A 21,854-nucleotide genomic window follows, 5' to 3' on the forward strand; every position below is an offset into this window, starting at 1 on the left:
AGGCCGGAGACATACAGCCGGGCACGAAAATGCCGGACCGCCCCGAGGGGGGGCGGCCCGGCATTTCTGCACCTACCAGATGCTGACGCGCTCCGCCGGCGGCATCCACATGCCGTCCTCCTCCGTGACGCCGAACGCGGCGTGGAAGGAGTCCAGGTTCTTGGCAATGGCGTTGGTACGGAACTCGTTGGGGGAGTGCGGGTCCGTGGCGAGGCGCCGTATGGCCTCCTCGGTGCGGATCACCTGGCGCCAGCCCGCCGCCCAGGAGGCAAAGAAGCGCTGTTCACCCGTCAGCCCGTCGAGCACCGGAGGTTCCTGGCCGTCGAGGCTCAGGCGGTAGGCCTTGTGCGCAATGGTCAGTCCGCCCAGGTCGCCGATGTTCTCGCCCAGCGTGAGTTTGCCGTTGACGTTGTGGCCGGGTGCGGCGTACGGGGACAGGGCGTCAAACTGGTCCACGAGGCGCCCGGTCAGGGCTTCGAAAGCCTTGCGGTCGTCCTCGGTCCACCAGTTGCGCAGCTCGCCCTTGCCGTCGAACTGCGAGCCCTGGTCATCGAAGCCATGGCCGATTTCGTGCCCGATCACGGCCCCGATGCCGCCGTAGTTCACGGCGTCGTCCGCTTCGGCGGTGAAGAAGGGCGGCTGCAGGATGGCCGCCGGGAAGACGATTTCGTTCAGCATCGGGTGGTAGTAGGCGTTGACGGTTTGCGGTGTCATGAGCCACTTGTTGAGGTCCACCGGCTTGCCGACCTCGTCAAGGTGCCGGTCGACGTCGGCGTTGTGGGCGCGTTCGACGTTGCCGAGCAAGTCAGCCGGGTCGATGACCACGGCCGAGTAGTCGATCCACTCGTCCGGGAATCCGATCTTCGCCCGGAACGCCCCAAGCTTCCGGAGCGCCTCGGCCTTGGTGTCCTCGCCCATCCATTCCAGGCCGCTGATGCTCTGCCGGTAGGCCTCGATCAGGTTACCCACCAGGGTCTGCATGCGGGCCTTGTGGCCCTCGGGGAAGTGCCGGGCCACGTAGATCTGGCCCACGGCCTCGCCGAGTCCGGCCTCGACGACGGCGACGCCCCGCTTCCAGCGGTCCTTGTTCCGCGGGGTGCCGCTGATGGTGGTGCCGTAGAAGGCGAAGTTCGTGTCCACGAAGGCGGACGAGAGGTAGGGTGCCGCGGAGTTGATGACCCGCAGGGCAAGCCACTCCTGCCAAACCGGCAGTGGTTCCGAGGCCAGCAGCGCGGCCGCGCCGGCGAAGAAGTCAGGGGTGCTGACCACGATCTCCTGCCGCTTCTCCGCGGCAACGTCGGCGGCGTCAAACCACGTGTCCAGCAGCGGGAAGAGTTCGCGTGCCTCGTCAGCAGACTTCAGGTTGTAGGTCTTCTGCGGGTCGCGGAGCGTGACGTTGTCCCAATGGTGCGAGGCGAGCGAGGTCTCCAGCGTCACCACCCGGGCCGCAGCGTTTTCGGCATCGGCCACGCCGGCCAGGCCGAACATGGTGCCCACGTACTCCCGGTAGGACTTCACCACCGGGGCGAATTTCTCTTCGCGGTAGTAGGACTCGTCCGGGAGCCCGAGGCCGCCCTGGCCCGTGTACAGGAGAACGCGGTCGGGATTGCCTGCATCGGGTGCAGGGTAGATGTAGAAAAGGCCCGACACGTCGGCACGGAAGAGCCGGCCGGCCAGTGCCAGCAGCTCGGAAATGCTGGCCGTGGCGAAGACCTCGGCCAGGCGTCCACGGATGGGGTCCATGCCCTTGGCCTCGACGGCTGCCTCATCCATGAAGCTCCTGTAGAGGTCGCCGATCTTCCGCTCGATGCCGCTGGCCTCACCGCCCTTGGCAGCGGCCTCCTCGATGATTTCCCGGACAGCCAGCTCGGAGCCGTCACGAAGGGCGGTGAAAGTGCCTTCCAGCGGACGGTCGTCGGGGATGGTGGTGTCCTTCAGCCAGGCGCCGTTCACATGCTGGTAGAGGTCGTCCTGTGGCCTCACGCTGTGGTCGATATTTGACAGGGCGATCCCCGAAATTGGCACAGGAGCTCCTTCGATGACGGGCTGCGGCCGGCACGTTCACCGGTGCAGCGTCTGCATGGTGGACGTTGCTGGAGGTGTTGCACCTTCATCTTACGCACCCGTGTTACTGTGAAATGGTGCGTGCAGAGCTCCTTCTTCTTAGCTGCCGCGGCGAGGCCTCAGACGCGATCTAGCGCAAGGCCCACCCTCGTCGCGGAGTTTGCGTTGCCCGGCCACCCTTTCACTCAGGAATCACAGAAAAGGCCAGATTAATGCGAAACGCACAGAAGCCCTCGGGAATGCCGATCCACCGCTACATCCCGTTCCAGGACCAGATCAAGGTCGATCTGCCGGACCGCACCTGGCCGGATAAAATCATCACCACCGCGCCGCGCTGGTGCGCAGTGGACCTGCGGGACGGCAACCAGGCACTGATCGATCCCATGAGCCCGGCGCGCAAGATGAAGATGTTCGACCTGCTGGTCCGCATGGGCTATAAGGAAATTGAAGTCGGCTTCCCCTCCGCGTCGCAGACCGACTTCGACTTCGTCCGCCAGCTGATCGAAGGCAACCACATCCCGGACGACGTCACCATCCAGGTGCTGACCCAGGCCCGCGAACACCTCATCGAGCGGACCTACGAGTCCCTGGTGGGCGCCAAGCAGGCCATCGTGCACCTGTACAACTCCACCTCCGTCCTGCAGCGCCGCGTGGTGTTCAACCAGGACGAGGACGGCATCCTGGACATCGCCCTGCAGGGCGCGCGCCTCTGCAAGAAGTACGAGGAAACCCTGGGCGACACCCACATCACCTACGAGTACTCACCGGAGTCCTTCACCGGCACTGAGCTGGAGTACGCGGTCCGCGTCTGCAACGCCGTCGCCGACGTCTTTGAGGCGTCAGCCGACCGCCAGGTGATCATCAACCTGCCCGCCACCGTGGAAATGGCCACCCCGAACGTCTACGCGGACTCCATCGAGTGGATGAGCCGGCACCTGCACCCGCGCGAAGGCATCATCCTCTCCCTGCACCCGCACAACGACCGCGGCACCGGCGTGGCCGCGGCCGAGCTGGGCTACCAGGCCGGCGCCGACCGCATCGAGGGCTGCCTGTTCGGCAACGGTGAGCGCACCGGCAACGTGGACCTGGTGACCCTGGGGCTGAACATGTTCGTGCAGGGCATCGACCCGATGATCGACTTTTCCGACATCGATGACGTCCGGCGCACCGTGGAGTACTGCAACCAGCTGCCCGTCGCGGAGCGTGCCCCTTACGGTGGCGACCTCGTCTTCACGGCGTTCTCCGGGTCCCACCAGGACGCCATCAAGAAGGGCCTCGAAGCCCTGGAGAAGGACGCTGCGGCCGCGGGCAAGGACGTCAGCGACGTCACCTGGCAGGTGCCGTACCTGCCCGTGGACCCGAAGGACCTCGGCCGCAGCTACGAGGCCGTGATCCGGGTCAACTCCCAGTCCGGCAAGGGAGGCGTGGCCTACCTGCTGAAGAACGAGCACAGCCTGGACCTGCCGCGGCGCGCGCAGATCGAATTCTCCGGCGTCATCCAGAAGCGCACGGACACTGTCGGCGGCGAAGTCAGCGGCGCCCAGCTGTGGCAGATTTTCCAGGACGAGTACCTGCCCTCCGCCAAGACGGAAAGCCAGTGGGGCCGGTACTCGCTCGGCTCGGTGAAAACCGAATCGGACGAGGACGGCGCCATGACCCTGCACGCCTCACTGGGCGTCGACGGCGCCCACGCCAGCCGCACCGGAACCGGCAACGGCCCCATCGCGGCGCTGCTGGACATCCTGGGCCAGGACGGCGTGGACGTGCGGGTGCTGGACTACAGCGAGCACGCCCTGTCTGAAGGCGGCAGCGCCCTCGCCGCGGCCTACGTCGAATGCGCCGTCGGGGAACGTGTCCTGTGGGGTGTCGGCATCGATTCCAACACCAGCACGTCGGCACTGAAGGCAGTTATCTCTGCCGTGAACCGGGCCATCCGGGACGCCCAGGCCTGAGCTTCCTGAAACAGCTGCGCCGCCGGTCCACGCCGGCGGCGCAGCTGTTTCGGCGGCTGAGCTGTTTTCACGGAGTCAATGGGAAGATAAAGCGTGGCCCAATCATTTGCAGCGCGCAGCTACCGCGACGACGCCGTGGTGTTGCGCACCCACAAGCTGGGCGAGGCGGACCGCATCATCACCCTGCTGACCAAGCACCACGGCCAGGTCCGGGCGGTGGCCAAGGGAGTCCGGCGGACCACCAGCCGCTTTGGCGCCCGCTTGGAGCCCTTCATGGTGGCAGACCTGCAGCTCGTGTCCGGCAAGACCCTCGACATCGTGACACAGGCCATCGCGAAAGGGGCCTACGGGGGCAGCATCGCCGCCGATTACGGGCGCTACACGGTGGCGGCGGCCATGACCGAGACTGCGGAGAAGCTGACCGACGTCGACGGTGAAGCCGGAACCGCGCAGTACAACCTTCTGGTCGGCGCCCTGGCCTCGCTGAGCCGCGGGGATCACGCCCCGGAACTGATCCTGGATTCCTATCTCCTGCGGGCCCTTTCCACCGGCGGCTGGGCGCCCAGCTTCACGGACTGCGCGCGCTGCGGCGCGCCCGGACCGCACACCGCCTTCTCCGCCCCTCTTGGCGGCATGGTCTGCGGCGGCTGCCGCCCGCCGGGGTCGCCGGCGCCGGCACCGGAAACGGTGTCCCTGCTGGGTGCGCTGCTCACCGGGGACTGGACGACGGCGGATGCCTCCCTTCCGCTCCACCGCCGCGAATCCGCGGGCCTGGTGGCAAGCTATCTGCAGTGGCACCTGGAGCGTGTCCTGAAATCCCTCAAACATGTGGAGCGTACCTAACAGTGTCCTTGGGAAAGAAGACCAGTCCTGCCCGGCGCCGCACCGCCCCGGTGGTGGCCCCGTACCCGCACTCCTCAGGCGCGGTTCCGCCGTCCATTCCGGCCGAGTTCGTGCCCAGGCATGTGGCCATTGTGATGGACGGCAACGGCAGGTGGGCCAACCAGCGCGGCCTGCCCCGGATCGAAGGCCACAAAGCGGGGGAGCCGGCTCTGCTGGACGTCGTGGCCGGCGCCATTGAGCTGGGCATCGAATATGTCAGCGTGTACGCCTTCTCCACGGAGAACTGGCGCCGGTCCCCGGAGGAAGTCCGCTTCCTGATGGGATTCAACAAGGAAGTGTTGCGCAGGCAGCGCAACCAGCTCGATGACTGGGGCGTGCGGATCCGTTGGTCCGGACGGCGGCCCAGGCTCTGGGGCTCGGTGATCCGCGAACTCGAGGAAGCGGAGGAATACACCGCCGGAAACAGCACGTGCACGCTGACCATGTGCGTGAACTACGGCGGCCGGGCGGAAATCGCCGACGCCGTGTCCGCCATTGCCCGGGATGTGGCCGACGGAAGGCTCAAGCCCGGTGCCATCACCGAGAAGACGATCCAGAAGTACCTCGACGAGCCGGACCTTCCCGATGTCGACCTGTTCCTCCGCAGTTCAGGCGAACAGCGGCTGTCCAACTTCATGCTGTGGCAGTCGGCGTACGCCGAGTTCGTCTTTCTGGACACCCTGTGGCCCGACGTCGACCGCCGGACCCTCTGGGATGCGGTGGAGATCTACGCCCAGCGGGACCGCCGTTACGGCGGGGCAGTGGACGCCGCCAAGGCCCTCTAGGTCCCGTGGTCCTGGATACCCTGCGCCGGCTCAGGCGGCGTAGCCCCTGATCCACCTGGCCAGTCGCCTGTAGGCGTCGTCGCGCACGTCCGCGCTGGAAAGGAATACATCGTGCAGGGCGCCGTCGATGCGCTCCACGGTGACGCTCCTGCCCAGAGACATCGCGCGGGCGGCGATCGTGTTGACGTCCAGCACCGCGTCCGTGCGGCGCATTTCCTCGTTCCACACCATCCCGTTCTCGCTCGCCGCGGACAGCAGCACCAGGATGGGAATGGTGATGCCCAGGCCCCGGGCCACCTTGGCCTGCCCGGCCAGGATGGCGCTGAGCCAGGCCGCGCGCACCGGAAAGGCAAGGGGCGGCCGGTAGGCAGCGTCCAGCGTCCACTCGCCTTCTGCGGCACTGCTGATGCTCCGCCAGTAGAATCCGCGCTCCGGCAGCCTGAGCACCGCCTCCGGACGCAGGCGGGCGATCGGCTCCACCATGGTCCAGGCCGCGCGCCGGACCAGGGCGCTGCCGTGCATTTCCAGCCATGGACTGTTCAGGACCAGTTGGGATGCCGCGCCGGGATTGCGGCTGGCCCACAAGGCTGCGACGAGCCCACCGGTGGAATGCCCCATGAGCGCGAGCTGCACGGGTTCCGCACCGCCGGACTCGGCGATCATTCCCACCGCGGTGCCGATCTCGGCGTCGTAGTTTCCCAGATCCGCGACGTAGCCGCCAGGGGTGCCCGGCTGCAGGCTGCGGCCGTGGTTGTGCATGTCCAGGGCAAAGAACCTGAAGCCCTGCGCGTCCCAGAACCGGGCCAGCTCGACGTTGAAGAAGTAGTCGCTCCAGCCGTGCAGGAACAGCACCGCACGGCGCGGCCTGCGGGATCGGATGTCCGGAGTATCCGGAGTGTCCGGGACGTCCGGGGGAGTGAAGCGGATCAGCGTCGCCCGGCGGCGGATGCCGTCCGTGCCCGCGGCGTCGAAGGCGCAGGACTCGAAGCCCGGCCCCAGGATGTCGCCTTGCCACTCCATGGCACCAGCGTAGGCTTTCCGGTCCCGGCGCGGTGGTGTTGTGTCGGCCGGGTTTGGTCTGTACCGCCGAAGACGGAAAACTAGAGGCATGCGCGTATACCCCACTTTTTTCAGGCTGGCCTTTTCATGGATGGACGCCGAACGCGCCCACAAGATCGGTTTCAAAGGAATCCGGCTGGTCCATTCCGTGGGAGCAGGACGGTTGCTCGAACGGTTTACGGCCCCGCCGGCGTCCTTGCAGACGAGCGCGCTCGGTCTGACCTTCCCGTCGCCGTTCGGGCTGGCTGCCGGCTTCGACAAGGAGGGCCACGGAATCGAGGCCCTGACGGAGCTCGGCTTCGGCCACGTCGAGGTGGGCACCATCACCGGCCAGGCGCAGCCCGGCAATGAGAAGCCCCGGCTGTTCAGGCTGATTGAGGACCGGGCAGTCATCAACCGGATGGGATTCAATAACGACGGCGCCTCTGCCGTGGCTCCCCGGCTGAAGTCAGCCCGGGCAGCGCTGCAGCGGCGCCACGCCAAGGTGCGGCCTGTGATCGGTGTCAACATCGGCAAGACCAAGGTCGTTGAGCTCGAGGACGCCGTGGAGGATTACCTCATCAGCGCGCGCGGCCTTGCCCCGGCGGCCGACTACCTCGTGGTGAACGTCAGCTCGCCCAATACGCCCGGGCTCCGGCTCCTGCAGAACGTGGAAACCCTCCGGCCGCTGCTGAAGGCAGTGGGGGAGGAAGCCGACAAGTCCGCGGGCCGGCACGTCCCCCTGCTGGTCAAAATCGCACCCGACCTCACCGATGAGGATATTGATGACGTCGCCCGGCTGGCGATGGACCTTGGGCTGGACGGCATCATCGCCACGAACACCACCATCGGCCGCGACGGGCTCAGCTCCGCGGCGGACAAGGTGGAGGGCTGCGGCGCCGGTGGCCTCTCGGGGGCTCCGCTGAAGGGCCGTTCGTTGGAGGTGCTGCGCCGGCTGAAGTCCGTCACCCAGGACCGGCTGACACTGATTTCCGTGGGCGGCGTGGAGACCGGCCAGGATGTCCAGGACCGGCTGGACGCCGGAGCCACCCTGGTCCAGGGCTACACGGCCTTCCTGTACGAGGGGCCGTTCTGGGCCGCCCGGATCAATAAGGAACTGGCGAAGAACCGCTAATACCTGCGCCAACACAGCAGCGCGTTAAACACAACAGCGAGTTAAACAGAGCAGCCCGGCGGTTCTACCGCCGGGCTGCTGCTTTAGGTCCGGGACCGCCCCCTGGCCTGCTGCGCCGCAGGAGGAAAACGAGGAATCAGGACGGGTACTGCCCGCGGCGGACCAGGGGCTTGGGCAGGCGAAGCTTCCGGAACTGCAGCGAACGCATGGAGCCGTACCAGACGGTGCCGCGCTCAATCTCGCCGAACTTTTCGGCGAGGCGCTTGCGGAGCTTCCGGGACAGGATGAACACGTCCACGAAAACGGCCAGGAACATCACCCAGAAGCCGCCCAGCACGTAAACCATCATGTTGCTGCTGGCAGGCACCACGAGGGAGATGATGACGAATACCAGGGCGCCGAACATGAGGTACTCGCCCAGGCTGAAGCGGGCATCCACATAGTCGCGGGCGAACCGCTTCTGCGGGCCCTTGTCACGGATAGGCAGGAACCTTTCATCGCCCGTGTCCAGCGCCTGGCGCATCTTCAGGCGCTGCTCCTGGGCGGCGGCACGTTCCGCTTCCTTGGAGGCCTTGCGGTCCTCCGGCACGAGCGGGCGCTTGCGGGCCGCTTCCTGTGCTTTGCGCTTGGGCGTCGGGACGCCTTTGCCTGCTACTGCGGCTGCCTCGGCAGCCTGCTGGTCAACTAAATCCTGCGCCGCTGGCGCTTCCTTTTTACGTCCGAACACCACAACAGAATACCTTGGCGGACTGTGCCCCCGGTCATGCCCGACTGCCCGGAGAATGCCGGGCGGTGGCAGCCGGCGCCCCCCAGCGGCGATGTTTGTTGTGGCGTGTGACACAGGTAGTGTTTGGCCATGACTACATTCCCTGCGGCGACCCCGCAAGAGTACGACGCCCAGCAGTTTGGGGGGACAGCGGCCGGCATCGACACCGACGCCCTGCGGGCTGCCGTTGACGCGGCCTTCGCCACCACAGTTGCTCAGCTGAAGGACCTGGTGGCGATACCCGGCATCGCCTGGCCCAGCTTTGACCCCGCCCCGCTGGATGCCAGCGCCGAGGCCGTCGCCTCCCTGGTGCGGGCGGCGGGCATCGGGGATGTCCGGATCCTGCACTGCGACAAGGAAGACGGCACCCCCGGCGGCCCGGCCGTCGTCGCACGCCGCGAAGCCGCGCCCGGCAAGCCGACTATCCTTCTTTACGCCCACCACGACGTCCAGCCGCCCGGTGACCCGGCGCTGTGGGAGTCCGAGCCCTTCACCGCCGTCGAACGCAACGGACGCCTATACGGGCGGGGCGCGGCCGACGACAAGGCCGGAATCATGGCCCATGTCGCCGCTTACGGCGCCGTCACCCGGGTTCTCGGGGATGACTTCGGGCTGGGCGTGACCCTGTTCTTCGAGGGGGAGGAAGAAGCCGGTTCGCCGACGTTCAGGACGTTCCTCGAAGCGCACCGCGAGCTGCTCCGCGCCGACGTCATCGTAGTGGCAGATTCCAGCAACTGGAAGGTGGGCGTGCCGGCCCTGACCACGAGCCTGCGCGGACTGGTCGATGGAACCATCGAGGTGCAGGTCCTCGACCACGCCGTGCATTCGGGAATGTTCGGCGGCCCGGTGCTCGATGCACCCACGCTGCTCTCGCGCCTGATCGCCACACTGCACGACGACGACGGCAGTGTGGCCATTGCGGGGCTCGTGGGCCGGGACGAAACCGCCGTGGACCTCACCGAGGCCGAGTACCGCGCTGATGGTTCAGTGCTCGACGGCGTGCAGCTGGCAGGTACGGGAACCATCGCTTCGCGCCTGTGGACCAAGCCGGCCCTCTCGATCATCGGCTTTGATGCGCCGGCCGTCAGTGTTGCTTCCAACACCCTGCTGCCCGTCGCCCGCGCCAAGTTCAGCCTCCGGCTGGCCCCGGGCCAGGACCCGGCGGAGGCCATGGAGGCCGTGCGCCGGCACGTCGAAACCCACGCGCCGTTCGGCGCCAGGGTGACCTTCACGCCGGGGGAGAGCGGCAACGCCTTCCAGACGGATACGGGTTCCGCGGCTGCCGGCCTGGCCATGTGGGCGCTCGGCGAGGCCTGGGGCGTACCGGCCGTGGAAATGGGGATTGGCGGATCGATTCCATTCATCAGCGACCTGACCGAGCTGTACCCCGAGGTCCAGATCCTCGTCACGGGCGTGGAGGACCCCGACTCGCGGGCGCATTCCGCCAACGAATCGCTCCACCTTGGGGACTTCCGCAACGCGGTGGTTGCCGAGGCGCTGCTGCTGGCACGGCTGAACTCAGAGGGTCTCCGCTAGGCCGCGCAGGGAACAATGAGGGGCCTTGGAGGGTTACGACTAAGTTAGAGCTCCGCGCCGGATCGACGTAGCATGTAGCTATAGCCCGTACCGTTTCCGTAGGGGCAGGCACCGTGCAAGCGGGGCAGCCATAACCGTCGTTAGTAAGGTAGGCCAATGAGCACTACGACCAATGAAAACAGCACCGAACCCACCGGCACGGCCAGTGAGGAACTGGCGAGCCACGAGGTTCAGCTGACGGACGTTGCCGCAGGCAAGGTCCGCAGCCTCCTGGAGCAGGAAGGCCGTACCGATCTTCGCCTCCGCGTAGCTGTGCAGCCGGGCGGCTGCTCCGGCCTCATTTACCAGCTGTACTTCGACGAGCGCCTCCTTGAGGGTGACGCGGTACGCGACTTCGACGGTGTCGAGGTCGTCGTCGACAAGATGAGCGTGCCGTACCTCAGCGGTGCCAGCATCGACTTTGAAGACACCATCTCCAAGCAGGGCTTCACCATCGACAACCCGAATGCGGGCGGCTCATGCGCCTGCGGTGACTCGTTCCACTAAAGGGTAAGTAAGCCCTTCCTGAACCTCTTGGCGGCGCCGGTGAAAACCGGCGCCGCCACACGGTGGGGACATGTGGGCGAAAACCTGCGTGGAGCGGTAAGCTCTACACCGAGTAGTAAAACTTTTAGTGTGCCCGGGAAGCTTTTTGCCGCCCTGGCAACAGCAACAAGTAGGAAGGGCCGTCTGTGAGTTCGCAGAACCGAACCGGCAGCCGACGCAAAACGATCACTACGATCACTGGCTTGGCAACTGCCGGCGCGTTGGTTTTGACTGGATGTTCGCCAGAGGTAGAGAAGGGGTGGCTGCCCACCGAGCGTGGCACCACCAATCACACTGACCGCATCATGGACCTCTGGGTCAACTCATGGATTGCCGCCCTCGTGGTGGGCATCATCACTTGGGGCCTGATCGTCTGGTGCCTCGTTGCCTACCGCCGCCGCAAGGGCACCGTGGGCTTCCCGCGGCAGACCAGCTTCAACCTGCCCCTTGAGGTCTTCTACCTGACGATCCCGCTTTTCATGGTCCTGGTGTTCTTCTACTTCACCGACCGCGACCAGCAGGCGATCGATGACCGCTCGCAGCCGGCCGACGTCGTAGTGGACGTCCGCGGCAAGCAGTGGGCATGGGACTTCAACTACAAGAAGGGTGACGTCGTCACCGAGGACCTCCACGAAGCGGGCGTCCAGGCGCACCTGACGGGTGAGGCGATCAACAAGGACAAGCTCCCCACCCTGTACCTGCCCGTCAACAAGTCCGTTGACCTGGAACTGAACTCGCGCGACGTGATTCACTCCTTCTGGGTTCCTGCGTTCCTGCAGAAGAGGGACATGATCCCTGGCAAGACCAACTACATCCGGTTCACCCCCACCAAAGAGGGCACCTACGACGGCAAGTGCGCCGAGCTCTGCGGTGAGTACCACTCCGAGATGCTGTTCCGCGTCAAGGTGGTTTCCGAGTCTGAATTCCAGGCTCACATGAACCAGCTTCGCCAGGACGGCAACACGGGCCTGCTTGGTGACGAGTACGACCGCAACCCGAACCTGAACGCAACGAAGTAAGGGAAGCGAAGTGGCTACTTACACCCAGACCCCCGGGATCCTTGAGGCTCCCGTAGTTCCCAAATCCAAGGGGCGCGTCGTCGTCAACTGGATCACCTCCACCGACCACAAGACCATCGGGTACATGTACCTGATCGCGTCCTTCGTGTTCTTCTGCTTCGGCGGCGTGATGGCCCTGCTCATCCGTGCCGAGCTCTTCGAACCGGGTATGCAGATCCTGCAAACCAAGGAACAGTACAACCAGCTGTTCACCATGCACGGCACCGTCATGCTGCTGATGTTCGCCACGCCGCTCTTTGCCGGCTTTGCGAACGTGATCATGCCGCTCCAGATCGGTGCACCCGACGTCGCGTTCCCGCGACTGAACGCGCTGGCCTTCTGGTTCTTCCTGTTCGGCTCCACCATCGCCGTTTCCGGCTTCATCACCCCGCAGGGTGCTGCCTCCTTCGGCTGGTTCGCCTACGCGCCGCTTTCCAACACCACCTTCAGCCCCGGCGTGGGCGGTGACCTGTGGGTCTTCGGCCTGGCACTCTCCGGCTTCGGCACCATCCTGGGCGCGGTCAACTTCATCACCACCATCATCTGCATGCGTGCCCCTGGCATGACCATGTGGCGCATGCCGATCTTCACCTGGAACACGCTGGTGACGGCCATCCTGGTCCTGATGGCGTTCCCGCCGCTGGCAGCGGCACTCTTCGCCCTCGGCGCGGACCGCCGCTTCGGCGCCCACATCTTCGACCCGGAGAACGGCGGCGCCGTCCTGTGGCAGCACCTGTTCTGGTTCTTCGGTCACCCCGAGGTGTACATCATCGCCCTGCCGTTCTTCGGCATCGTGTCCGAGATCTTCCCGGTCTTCAGCCGCAAGCCGATCTTCGGCTACAAGGGCCTGGTCTACGCGACCATCGCCATTGCCGCACTGTCCGTGACCGTGTGGGCGCACCACATGTACGTCACCGGTTCGGTGCTGCTGCCGTTCTTCTCCTTCATGACCATGCTCATTGCTGTCCCGACCGGTGTGAAGTTCTTCAACTGGATCGGCACCATGTGGCGCGGTTCGCTGACGTTCGAAACCCCCATGCTGTGGAGCATCGGCTTCCTCATCACGTTCCTCTTCGGCGGCCTGACCGGCATCATCCTGGCCTCCCCGCCGCTGGACTTCCACGTCTCCGACTCCTACTTCGTGGTGGCCCACTTCCACTACGTGGTGTTCGGCACCGTGGTGTTCGCGATGTTCGCCGGCTTCTACTTCTGGTGGCCGAAGTGGACGGGCAAGATGCTCAACGAGCGCCTCGGCAAGATCCACTTCTGGCTCCTGTTCCTGGGCTTCCACGGCACCTTCCTGATCCAGCACTGGCTCGGCGTCGAAGGCATGCCCCGCCGCTACGCCGACTACCTGGTGGAGGATGGCTTCACCTGGATGAACCAGTTCTCCACCATCGCCTCGTTCGTCCTGGGTGCGTCCCTGATCCCGTTCTTCTGGAACGTGTACATCACCGCACGCAGCGCCGAGAAGGTTCAGGTTGACGATCCCTGGGGCTTCGGTGCCTCGCTGGAGTGGGCCACGTCCTGCCCGCCCCCGCGGCACAACTTCACCTCCTTGCCGCGCATCCGCTCGGAGCGTCCGGCACTGGACCTGCACCACCCTGAGCTTTCCCAGTCACACACCGTTGAGTCGCCGGCACCTGCAGCAAGCGTGCTGGGCAACGCCGATCAGAAGGACACCGCGCAATGAGAATCGAGTCATGGATTTTTGGGGCAGGAGTCTTCTTCTTCGTTCCGGTTTCCATCATCTACGGCTTCCTCACCAACTGGTCTGAGTGGGTCGGCATCCTGGGAATCCTCCTGGTAGGTGGCCTCGCGGGCATGATCGGTGCCTACCTCGGCTTCACCGGCAAGCGGGTCGGCATGCGTCCCGAGGACCGCGCTGACGCCGAAATCCATGAAGGTGCCGGCGAGCAGGGCCACTTCAGCCCGTGGAGCTGGTGGCCGCTGGTTCTGGGCCTCTCCTGCGCAGCTGGATTCCTCGGTTTGGCTGTAGGCTTCTGGATCGTCTTCATCGCCGGCGGTATGGCGCTGGTGGCCCTCGTGGGCTGGGTGTACGAGTACAGCCGCGGAGACCACGCGCACTAAGAGTTTCGGTACCAAGAACGACGGCGGGCCCCACCTTTTCGGTGGGGCCCGCCGTCGTTCTGCGTTTCAGCTGATTCGCTCTTTCAGCCGGCTAGCTGGCCTTCTGCGACGCCAACAGATCCACGAGGCCCGAGAGTGCCGCCTCGGCCTCGCCAAGGCTCGTGCCCGCAGGCAGGGCTGATTCCTTGACTGCCAGCTCCACCTCGCAGCCGAAGTTGAAGTCGGCAGTCATGACCTCGAGCAGCGAGCGGGCGTCAACGGCGTCAATGCGGTCCTTGCGGATGGTCACCGGCAGGCCTGTCTCCGTGACTGCGCGGACGAACACCGCTGCCGGTCTGGCGTGCAGGCCGATGGCCGCAGAAACTATTGCCTTACGAACGGGCAACTGGACTCCTTCGTCTTGGACGGGATGGCACATTTGGGGGGACGCCGCCGTCGTCTCTCTAATTTGTTCGCCTTTAAGAATATCGGCCCCCATGGCGTCACAGCGCCGGGGACCGGTCTGGTCTAGACCTGTGGCCGGGTTGGCTTACCCTTGAACTGTGAGAATGCAATGCAGGTGCGGCCGCCGTGGCCGCTAACGTGGCCGGCATAGCCGGTGAAATCGACAGAACCAGCGGGACGCCGATCTACGTCCAGCTCCGTGAGATCCTCAGGACCTACATCGCGACGTCGTGCCCGCCAGGTTCGGCACTGCCCTCCGAGCGGGACCTGGCCGAACGGTTTGGCCTGGCCCGGATGACCGTCCGCCAGGCCATCGACGCCCTGGTGGGGGAAGAGGTCATCGAACGGGTGGTAGGGCTCGGCACCTTCGTCCGGAAACCGAAGCTCGACCTCCAGGTCAAGCTGACCTCCTACAGCGAGGAAATGCAGCGCCGCGGCATGGTGCCGGCTGCGAAGGTGCTGAGTTTCGAGCAGATCGCTGCCAGTGCCTTTCTGGCCCGCGAGCTCCAGCTGGAGGAGGGAACACCCCTGGTGCGCTTCCGGCGCCTTCTGCTGGCCGATAACGAGCCAATGAGCGTGGACGAAAACTTCATCCCCGCCCACCGGGTGCCGGGGCTGCTCGACGGCGAGCCGCCAACCTCGCTCTACAACGTCCTCAGCGAACAGTTCGGCCTGGTCATGGAATGGGGCGAGGACATGATCGAAGCCACGGCTGCGTCGCCCTCCATCGCCAGGCTGCTCAACGTTGAGAACGGGGCGCCACTGCTGAAGATTCAGCGGCATGCCTTCGTGGCCCGGGCGATGGTGGACTACTCGGTGTCCTACTACCGTGCAGACCGGTACAAGCTGTGGGTGCCCCTGCAGCGGCCCGGTGTCCGGCCTACGCGCAATTACGCGTCGGGTTACCGCCAGCAGTAGCCTGGCCGGCTGCTCCCTTTGGGGCGGGCCGCTGCGGGACAGGTCTCTACCGCAGCGTGGGGGTCTTAAGACACAGAGAAGGCCCGGTCCTGGCGGACCGGGCCTTCTCTGTGTGGTGCTTGGGGTGAAACTCTAGTGGCTCAGGGTCTTCTGTCCCTCGCCGGCTTCAACCGCTTCGTGGTGGCCGTGGCCGGCCTCCAGTTCGGCAGGCGTTGCCGGGGCAACCCTGTCTTCGAAGAACCAGCGGGACAGCTTGGCGCGGCGGTTTTCCTTGCGGGTCACCACGCCGTGCTCGTTCGGCTGTGCCGGCAGCGGTACGGGTGACTCAAAGCCAACCAGCTTGTAGCGCTTGTACTCGTCCAGCGGTGCGTGCACCTCGATGAACTCGCCGTGCGGGAGGCGGACGATGCGTCCGGTCTCGCGGCCGTGGAGGGCGATTTCGCGGTCCTTGCGCTGCAGGGCCAGCGCCACGCGCTTGGTGACGACGAACGCGATGATCGGTCCGAGGAAGAACAGCGCGCGCAGCCAGTACGTGACGTCGTTCAGTGCAACGTGGAAGTGCGTTGCAATGAGGTCGGAGCTCGCGGCGGCCCACATGACGCAGTAGAACGTGAAGCCGGCCATGCCGATAGCCGTACGCGTGGGGGCGTTGCGCGGGCGGTCCAGGACGTGGTGCTCACGGTTGTCCTTGGTGATCCAGCGTTCGATCCACGGGTAGGTGAACAGCACGGTGAACACAGCGCCTGCCGGAACGAGTGCCGGAAGCAGAACATTCAGCGTCAGGACGTGGCCGAAGATGATGTATTCGAAGTGGAAGCCGCTGACCACACCGGGCATCAGGCGCAGTGCGCCGTCAACCCAGCCGATGTACCAGTCAGGCTGTGTGCCTGCGGACACGGGGGAGGGGTCGTACGGGCCGTAGTTCCAGATCGGGTTGATGGTGAAGAACGCAGCCATGAGCGCGATGACACCGAACACGATGAAGAAGAAGCCGCCGGCCTTCGCAGCGTAGACCGGGCCCAGCGGGTAGCCAACGACGTTGCGGTCGTTGCGGCCCGGGCCGGGGTACTGCGTGTGCTTGTGGACAACCACCATGAAGAGGTGGATGACGATCATGAGCAGGATCAGTGCCGGCACGAGCAGGATGTGCAGCGTGTAGAGGCGGCTGATGATGACCGTGCCGGGGAACTCTCCACCGAACAGGAAGAACGAGATGTAGGTGCCGATCACTGGGATCGACTTGATCACGCCGTCGATGATGCGCAGGCCGTTACCGGACAGCAGGTCATCGGGGAGGGAGTAACCGGTGAAGCCGGCAGCCATGGCCAGGATCAGCAGGACGCCACCCACCACCCAGTTCATTTCACGGGGCTTGCGGAACGCACCGGTGAAGAACACGCGGAGCATGTGCACAGCCACGGAGGCAACGAACAGCAGTGCTGCCCAGTGGTGGACCTGGCGCATGAACAGGCCGCCACGGACGTCGAAGGAGATGTCCAGCGACGAGCTGTAGGCGACGGACATTTCGACGTTCTTCAGCGGCGTGTAGGAGCCGGCGTAGTGCGTCTCCGCCATGGAGGGGTCGAAGAAGAATGTCAGGAAGGTTCCCGACATCAGCAGGATGACGAAGGAGTACAGCGCCACCTCGCCAAACATGAAGGACCAGTGGTCCGGGAATACCTTGCGGCCGAATTCGCGGAGAATACCGGATCCGCCGACGCGCTCGTCGACGAAGTCAGTAAAGCGTCCGGTTTTAGTGGTGGCTACGTAGGCGGGGGCTTCAGCTGTTGATGCGGCGGTCATGCTCATCACGCTCCCAGTAACTTGGTCCTACAGGTTCTTTGAAGTCGCTGGTGGCGACCAGGTAGCCCTCATCGTCAACTGCGATGGGCAGCTGGGGGAGCGGGCGGCTGGCCGGGCCGAAGATAACCTTGCATTCCTGGGTCAGGTCGAAGGTTGACTGGTGGCACGGGCACAGCAGGTGGTGCGTCTGCTGCTCGTACAGGGCAACAGGGCACCCGACGTGGGTGCAGATCTTGGAGTACGCAACGATGCCGTTGTAGCTCCAGTTCTCACGGCCCGCAGAAATGTGGAGGTCCTGCGGGTTCAGGCGCATCAGCAGAACGACGGCCTTGGCCTTTTCGTTGAGCTTGCCTTCGTGCAGTTCGTTCAGGCCCTCCGGGATGACGTGGAAGGCGGAACCGATGGTGACGTCCGAGGCCTTGATGGGGGTGCCATCGGGGTCGCGGGTCAGGCGCTTGAGCTTGCCGTCCTGCGGGGCCCACATGGTGTGCGCCAGCTTGTCGTCCGGGCGGGGTCCAAGGTCACCGAAGATGGCGAGGGCCGGCAGGGGTGCCAGTGCGACTGCGCCAAGCAGGGTGTTCCGGATGAGGGGACGGCGCTTGATGCCCGTTTCCTCCACGATGTCATCGACGATGCGGACCGCAGCCTGGCGGTCGTCCTCCGTGCGGATCGCGTGGCGTTCCTCGGAAACTTCGTGGTCCGGCATGAGGGCCTTGGCCCAGTGCACGATGCCGGTGCCGATGCCGAGCATGGCAAACGCCGTTCCGATGCCGAGCAGTGCGTTCTGCAGCCGGATCGTCGCAACGCTGGAGTCGTCTCCCAGATCGATGGCGAAGTACGCCACCAGGAAGATGATGGTGCCAACGACTGAGATTGCGAACAGTGCAGCAACCTGCCGTTCTGCCCGCTTGGCGGCCTTCGGGTCCGTGTCAGCCAGGCGCAAGCGGTGCGGGGGAATTCCAGGATCCTGGAATTTCTCCACCTCATGCTGACCAGCCGTAGCTACGGTGCCCGAGTGGTTCGGACTGCCGTCACTATGGTTGCCCATGATTCGCCTCATCCTTCTCTCGTCTCGGCCTTTGCCGAGTTAATGTTCAGTTCCAAACCTGCTGAGTGATCAGCAGGACATTCTTTGTGCCGGGTTGGCTAGGACGTGCGGGACGTCAGCCAGATCGTGAAGGCGATGATGACGCCCAGGCCCGCGATCCACACGAACAGGCCTTCCGAAACGGGGCCCAGGGCACCCAGGTCTGCGCCACCCGGGGAGCCGTTGGCTTCAATCTGCTTCAGGAAGGTGATGATGTCGCGCTTGCCTTCGGGCGTGATGTTCGAGTCACTGAACACCGGCATGTTCTGCGGGCCGGTGGCCATGGCTTCGTAGATGTGCTTGCCGGTGACATCGGCCAGCGCAGGGGCGAACTTGCCGCGCGTGAGGGCACCGCCTGCAGCCGCAGCGTTGTGGCACATGGCGCAGTTGGTGCGGAACAGCTCGCCACCCTTGGCGGCATCACCCTTTTCGTCGAGGTATTCCTCGGCCGGGATGGCCGGACCCGCACCCAGCGAAGCAACGTACGCGGCCAGCTGGTGGGTCTGGGTGTCGTTGAACTGGGCCGGCTTCTTGTAGGCCTGGGGGCCGTTCATCTGCATGGGCATGCGTCCGGTGCCGACCTGGAAGTCAACAGCGGCGGCGCCGACGCCGACCAGTGAGGGACCATCCTGCGTACCGCTGGCACCCATGCCGTGGCAGGTGGCGCAGTTGGCTTCGAAGAGCTTCTGGCCTTCCTGTGTATCGCTGGCGGTGAACTCTGCAGTGCTGGCTTTGGCCTCGTTGACTGTGGTGGCAACGGCGTACAGCCCACCAGTGAGGAGGAGGCCCATCAACAGCAGGGCTATTGCTGCCAGTGGGTGACGTCGCTTCTGCGAGAGTGCCTTCACGTGGTGGTTCCTTTATTCGATCGTGCGTCGGCTCCGTGAGCCGCTTCTTGAAATACGTTCTCTTGGTGAAGAGGGAGGAAAGTCGGACTACTTGAGGACGTAGATGACCAGGAAGAGGCCAATCCACACGACGTCCACGAAGTGCCAGTAGTAAGAGGTGACAATGGCCGAGGTCGCCTCGAAGTGGCCGAACTTCTTGGCGGCGAAGGCGCGGCCCATGATGAGGAGGAAGGCGACGAGGCCGCCGATGACGTGCAGGCCGTGGAAGCCGGTGGTCATGTAGAAGGCGGAGCCGTAGGCGTTAGAGGACAGCGACACGTGCTCGGAGACCAGCATGGCGTATTCCGTGGTCTGGCCGGCAACGAAGAATGCGCCCATGAGGAAGGTCAGGGTGAACCATTCGATCATGCCCCAGCGGGTGAACTGGAGGGGCCCGCCGCTGCGTCGCGGCTGGAGCCTTTCGGCGGCGAAAACGCCCATCTGGCAAGTGAAGGAACTTGCCACGAGGACGATGGTGTTAACGAGCGCAAAGGGGAAGTTGAGCTTGGCCGTCTCTTCAGCCCACAACTGGCCGGAAGTGGACCGGAGTGTGAAGTACATGGCGAAGAGGCCGGCGAAGAACATCAACTCGCTGGAGAGCCAGACAACGGTCCCGACGGAGACCATATTCGGGCGGTTCAGCGTGGGGTGCGCAGGGGTACTGGGGGCATGGGTCGCAGATGTCACATAGACATTATGTCTGTAAAACTTCGGCTTGCCCAACGCAAACCGCCTTTTGCGGAGACTTTTTCTACAAAGACGCGAAATCGCGCTGAAAAGTTCCCGGCGGCGTTCACATTGGTCTTTGCGACGGGCTCCTCGATAGCATCAGGAGGTGACTTCTCAGGTATCGGCACCGGCAGGCAACACCTGGCCGCGCCTCATCTCGGCACTGTTGAACGGCGACCACCTGAGCGCGGACAGCACGGCATGGGCCATGGACACCATCATGTCGGGGGCCGCCACGCCCGTCCAGATCGCCGGCTTCCTGGTTGCGCTGCGCGCCAAGGGCGAGACAGTGGAGGAGATTGCCGGCCTGGTGGACGCCATGGTGTCCCATGCCAATCCGATCTCCATCACCGGCGAAAAGCTGGACATCGTGGGCACCGGCGGTGACCAACTCAACACCGTTAACATCTCCACGATGGCTGCCCTGGTCTGTGCCGGGGCGGGCGCAAAGGTCGTTAAGCACGGCAACCGGGCGGCGTCGTCGTCGTCGGGGTCCGCGGACGTCCTGGAAGCGCTGGGTGTGCGGCTCGATCTCCCCATCGCCAACGTTGCCCGGAACGCCGAGGAAGCGGGCATCACGTTCTGCTTCGCCCAGGTCTTCCACCCGTCCTTTCGCCACACCGCGGTGCCCCGGCGTGAACTGGCGATCCCCACAGCGTTTAACTTCCTGGGCCCCCTCACCAACCCCGCCCGGGTGCAGGCCTCCGCAGTCGGCGTGGCGAACGCCCGCATGGCGCCGCTGGTGGCAGGCGTCCTGGCGCGGCGCGGCAGCCGAGGCCTGGTGTTCCGTGGAAGCGACGGCTTGGACGAGCTGACCACCACCGGGCCGTCCACCGTGTGGGAAATCCGCGGCGGCGGGGTGACCGAACAGACCTTCTCGCCCCGGGACCTGGGGATCCGCCAGGCCACCGTGGAGCAGTTGCGTGGCGGCGACGCCCAGGCGAATGCCGCCGTCGTTCGGAATGTCCTGGCCGGGGAAACGGGCCCGGTCAGGGACGCGGTGCTGCTGAACGCGGCGGCGGGCCTGGTGGCCTACGACCTGCAGGCTGACGGCACGCTGACGGACCGCATGAAGCTTGCACTGGACCGGGCTGCGGAATCCATTGGTTCGGGCGCGGCCGCTGCCGTTCTCGACAAATGGGTCAGCCTCTCGCAGGCCTAGGACAGCCAACCTCCCAGGGCATTGACGTCAGAGGGCCGGGCACCTGCAGGTGCCCGGCCCTCTGACGTCAGCTAACGGCGTTGATTACGGGAAACCTACTCCTCGAAACCCAGCGCGAACGCGGCATCGAGGTCGTGCTGTGAGTAAGCACGGAAGGCGATATGGGTAGTCGTGTGCACGACGGCGGGCACCTTGGACAGCTTGTCGGCGATGACGTCCGCGAGGTCTTCGTGCTGTGCCACTCGTGCAACGGCGATCAGGTCCCATTCCCCGGTGACGGAGTAGACCTCGCTGATGCCCTCAATGGCTGATATCTCCTCGGCCGTTTCGGGGATGCGCGAGGCGTCTGTCTTGATCAGGACGAATGCGGTGATCACTGTGAACCCTTCCGGATCTGTTGAGCTGTGCTGCCAGCCTAATACATAGGCTGGCCGGCACATGGGTGGCCGTCCGCCGGGCGGCCCGGCGGGTGCACCGCATGGAGTCAGGCGCGGCGGCGTGCGCGCAGGCGGAGAACTATGGCGGCGATGAGGCGGTATCCAAGCAGGAACACCGCCAGGCTCAGCAGGGCCACAATCACAAATGGCAGGACCACCGTCTGTCCCGTCAGCGCCCGCAGCGCCATGCCGATGGCCACTGTGCCCAGCCAGACAGCCACACCGGCCGGCCACAGTGCCAGAGGCCGCCGCCAGACCCGCAGCAGCAGCCAGGCGACGGCTGCCCCGGCCAGGAAGGGCCAGGCGGTGGACAGGATTCCGGTCACCGATTCACCGCGCGCGTGGGCGTCGCGGCCGATGGCGGCAAAAACCAGGATGAGGACGGCATCGGCCGCCGCTGAGGCTGCTGTGACGGCCGGAACTGCCCGTGTTCCGGAACGGTCTCTTGTGGAAGGCATGCTTCCGAGCCTATCCGTTTTTGGCGGCTCTTGCCCC

General features: G+C 65.2%; 21 protein-coding genes. 11 read left to right on the forward strand and 10 right to left on the reverse strand.

Annotation, left to right across the window (positions count from 1 at the left end; translation table 11 throughout):
* Nucleotides 1–72: 72 nt before the first annotated feature.
* Nucleotides 73–2,025: a M13 family metallopeptidase gene (locus tag ABIE00_RS10125; RefSeq protein ID WP_354259744.1), complete on the reverse strand. Its 1,953-nt coding sequence runs from the start codon at nucleotides 2,023–2,025 to the stop codon at nucleotides 73–75.
* A 251-nt stretch (nucleotides 2,026–2,276) separates the two neighbouring features.
* On the opposite strand from ABIE00_RS10125, the gene leuA reads away from it, so the two are divergent.
* From leuA to ABIE00_RS10140, 3 genes are all read left to right on the forward strand, one after another.
* Entirely contained in the window at nucleotides 2,277–4,016 is a 1,740-nt protein-coding gene (gene leuA, locus ABIE00_RS10130) for a 2-isopropylmalate synthase (protein ID WP_354259746.1), read from the forward strand.
* A 93-nt stretch (nucleotides 4,017–4,109) separates the two neighbouring features.
* On the forward strand, nucleotides 4,110–4,859 hold the full coding sequence (recO, locus tag ABIE00_RS10135; RefSeq protein ID WP_354259749.1) for a DNA repair protein RecO: 750 nt from the start codon (nucleotides 4,110–4,112) through the stop codon (nucleotides 4,857–4,859).
* Between the two features lie 2 nt (nucleotides 4,860–4,861).
* A complete protein-coding gene (locus ABIE00_RS10140; RefSeq protein WP_354259752.1) occupies nucleotides 4,862–5,683 on the forward strand; it encodes an isoprenyl transferase in 822 nt (273 codons plus the stop codon).
* Nucleotides 5,684–5,713: 30 nt separating this feature from the next.
* On the opposite strand, the gene ABIE00_RS10145 is transcribed toward ABIE00_RS10140, so the two are convergent.
* Nucleotides 5,714–6,703, reverse strand: a complete 990-nt coding sequence (locus ABIE00_RS10145; protein WP_354259755.1) for an alpha/beta hydrolase — start codon at nucleotides 6,701–6,703, stop codon at nucleotides 5,714–5,716.
* An 88-nt stretch (nucleotides 6,704–6,791) separates the two neighbouring features.
* On the opposite strand from ABIE00_RS10145, the gene ABIE00_RS10150 reads away from it, so the two are divergent.
* Nucleotides 6,792–7,856 (forward strand): quinone-dependent dihydroorotate dehydrogenase, encoded by a 1,065-nt coding sequence (locus ABIE00_RS10150; RefSeq protein ID WP_331569385.1) that lies wholly within the window; start codon nucleotides 6,792–6,794, stop codon nucleotides 7,854–7,856.
* 136 nt (nucleotides 7,857–7,992) lie between these two features.
* On the opposite strand, the gene ABIE00_RS10155 is transcribed toward ABIE00_RS10150, so the two are convergent.
* Entirely contained in the window at nucleotides 7,993–8,583 is a 591-nt protein-coding gene (locus ABIE00_RS10155; protein ID WP_354259758.1) for a DUF3043 domain-containing protein, read from the reverse strand.
* A 129-nt stretch (nucleotides 8,584–8,712) separates the two neighbouring features.
* Here ABIE00_RS10155 and ABIE00_RS10160 point away from each other — a divergent pair, with 129 nt between their 5' ends.
* The 5 genes from ABIE00_RS10160 (at nucleotide 8,713) to ABIE00_RS10180 (ending at nucleotide 13,892) form a co-directional block, all read left to right on the forward strand.
* Nucleotides 8,713–10,158, forward strand: a complete 1,446-nt coding sequence (locus ABIE00_RS10160) for a dipeptidase (protein WP_354259761.1) — start codon at nucleotides 8,713–8,715, stop codon at nucleotides 10,156–10,158.
* Between the two features lie 156 nt (nucleotides 10,159–10,314).
* Complete coding sequence (locus ABIE00_RS10165) at nucleotides 10,315–10,704, forward strand: HesB/IscA family protein (protein ID WP_003800852.1); 390 nt, start codon at nucleotides 10,315–10,317, stop codon at nucleotides 10,702–10,704.
* A gap of 185 nt (nucleotides 10,705–10,889) precedes the next feature.
* Complete coding sequence (ctaC, locus tag ABIE00_RS10170) at nucleotides 10,890–11,762, forward strand: aa3-type cytochrome oxidase subunit II (protein ID WP_331569378.1); 873 nt, start codon at nucleotides 10,890–10,892, stop codon at nucleotides 11,760–11,762.
* Nucleotides 11,763–11,772: 10 nt separating this feature from the next.
* Complete coding sequence (ctaD, locus tag ABIE00_RS10175) at nucleotides 11,773–13,494, forward strand: aa3-type cytochrome oxidase subunit I (protein WP_354259764.1); 1,722 nt, start codon at nucleotides 11,773–11,775, stop codon at nucleotides 13,492–13,494.
* Nucleotides 13,491–13,892 (forward strand): cytochrome c oxidase subunit 4, encoded by a 402-nt coding sequence (locus tag ABIE00_RS10180; protein WP_102974540.1) that lies wholly within the window; start codon nucleotides 13,491–13,493, stop codon nucleotides 13,890–13,892. The genes ctaD and ABIE00_RS10180 overlap by 4 nt, the downstream gene beginning before the upstream one ends.
* Nucleotides 13,893–13,983: 91 nt before the next feature.
* Here ABIE00_RS10180 and ABIE00_RS10185 read toward each other — a convergent pair whose 3' ends face one another.
* Nucleotides 13,984–14,277, reverse strand: coding sequence for an HPr family phosphocarrier protein (locus ABIE00_RS10185; protein WP_354259768.1), 294 nt, complete (start codon nucleotides 14,275–14,277; stop codon nucleotides 13,984–13,986).
* Nucleotides 14,278–14,462: 185 nt separating this feature from the next.
* On the opposite strand from ABIE00_RS10185, the gene ABIE00_RS10190 reads away from it, so the two are divergent.
* Nucleotides 14,463–15,254 (forward strand): GntR family transcriptional regulator, encoded by a 792-nt coding sequence (locus ABIE00_RS10190; RefSeq protein ID WP_354259771.1) that lies wholly within the window; start codon nucleotides 14,463–14,465, stop codon nucleotides 15,252–15,254.
* A gap of 132 nt (nucleotides 15,255–15,386) precedes the next feature.
* Here the strand turns inward: ABIE00_RS10190 and qcrB are convergent, their stop codons facing one another.
* The 4 genes from qcrB to ctaE all read right to left on the reverse strand — a co-directional run bounded on the left by qcrB (nucleotide 15,387) and on the right by ctaE (nucleotide 19,718).
* Complete coding sequence (qcrB, locus tag ABIE00_RS10195) at nucleotides 15,387–17,057, reverse strand: cytochrome bc1 complex cytochrome b subunit (protein ID WP_354259774.1); 1,671 nt, start codon at nucleotides 17,055–17,057, stop codon at nucleotides 15,387–15,389.
* Nucleotides 17,035–18,105 (reverse strand): cytochrome bc1 complex Rieske iron-sulfur subunit, encoded by a 1,071-nt coding sequence (gene qcrA, locus ABIE00_RS10200; protein WP_331568651.1) that lies wholly within the window; start codon nucleotides 18,103–18,105, stop codon nucleotides 17,035–17,037. Before qcrA ends, qcrB begins: the two co-directional genes overlap by 23 nt.
* A gap of 98 nt (nucleotides 18,106–18,203) precedes the next feature.
* Nucleotides 18,204–18,992, reverse strand: a complete 789-nt coding sequence (gene qcrC, locus ABIE00_RS10205; RefSeq protein ID WP_331568653.1) for a cytochrome bc1 complex diheme cytochrome c subunit — start codon at nucleotides 18,990–18,992, stop codon at nucleotides 18,204–18,206.
* 87 nt (nucleotides 18,993–19,079) lie between these two features.
* On the reverse strand, nucleotides 19,080–19,718 hold the full coding sequence (gene ctaE / locus ABIE00_RS10210; RefSeq protein ID WP_502914210.1) for an aa3-type cytochrome oxidase subunit III: 639 nt from the start codon (nucleotides 19,716–19,718) through the stop codon (nucleotides 19,080–19,082).
* A gap of 148 nt (nucleotides 19,719–19,866) precedes the next feature.
* On the opposite strand from ctaE, the gene trpD reads away from it, so the two are divergent.
* Nucleotides 19,867–20,922 (forward strand): anthranilate phosphoribosyltransferase, encoded by a 1,056-nt coding sequence (gene trpD, locus ABIE00_RS10215; protein WP_354259779.1) that lies wholly within the window; start codon nucleotides 19,867–19,869, stop codon nucleotides 20,920–20,922.
* Between the two features lie 95 nt (nucleotides 20,923–21,017).
* On the opposite strand, the gene ABIE00_RS10220 is transcribed toward trpD, so the two are convergent.
* Together ABIE00_RS10220 and ABIE00_RS10225 are read right to left on the reverse strand one after the other, a co-directional pair.
* On the reverse strand, nucleotides 21,018–21,299 hold the full coding sequence (locus ABIE00_RS10220) for an Lrp/AsnC family transcriptional regulator (protein WP_003800871.1): 282 nt from the start codon (nucleotides 21,297–21,299) through the stop codon (nucleotides 21,018–21,020).
* Between the two features lie 107 nt (nucleotides 21,300–21,406).
* Nucleotides 21,407–21,817 carry a DUF3054 domain-containing protein gene (locus ABIE00_RS10225; RefSeq protein WP_354259783.1) on the reverse strand — a complete coding sequence of 137 codons (411 nt, stop codon included), beginning with the start codon at nucleotides 21,815–21,817 and terminating at the stop codon, nucleotides 21,407–21,409.
* Nucleotides 21,818–21,854: the final 37 nt, after the last annotated feature.

Origin of the sequence: Arthrobacter sp. OAP107, assembly GCF_040546765.1 — a bacterium.
In the GTDB taxonomy this organism is placed as follows: domain Bacteria; phylum Actinomycetota; class Actinomycetes; order Actinomycetales; family Micrococcaceae; genus Arthrobacter.

Excerpts from the sequence above, each read along its gene's own strand:
- ABIE00_RS10225 (WP_354259783.1), bottom strand. The coding sequence starts at position 21,817 with ATGCCTTCCACAAGAGACCGTTCCGGAACACGGGCAGTTCCGGCCGTC.
- qcrB (WP_354259774.1), bottom strand. The coding sequence starts at position 17,057 with ATGACCGCCGCATCAACAGCTGAAGCCCCCGCCTACGTAGCCACCACT.
- ABIE00_RS10145 (WP_354259755.1), bottom strand. The coding sequence starts at position 6,703 with ATGGAGTGGCAAGGCGACATCCTGGGGCCGGGCTTCGAGTCCTGCGCC.
- qcrA (WP_331568651.1), bottom strand. The coding sequence starts at position 18,105 with ATGGGCAACCATAGTGACGGCAGTCCGAACCACTCGGGCACCGTAGCT.
- ABIE00_RS10180 (WP_102974540.1), top strand. The coding sequence starts at position 13,491 with ATGAGAATCGAGTCATGGATTTTTGGGGCAGGAGTCTTCTTCTTCGTT.
- ABIE00_RS10160 (WP_354259761.1), top strand. The coding sequence starts at position 8,713 with ATGACTACATTCCCTGCGGCGACCCCGCAAGAGTACGACGCCCAGCAG.
- leuA (WP_354259746.1), top strand. The coding sequence starts at position 2,277 with ATGCGAAACGCACAGAAGCCCTCGGGAATGCCGATCCACCGCTACATC.
- ABIE00_RS10150 (WP_331569385.1), top strand. The coding sequence starts at position 6,792 with ATGCGCGTATACCCCACTTTTTTCAGGCTGGCCTTTTCATGGATGGAC.
- ABIE00_RS10165 (WP_003800852.1), top strand. The coding sequence starts at position 10,315 with ATGAGCACTACGACCAATGAAAACAGCACCGAACCCACCGGCACGGCC.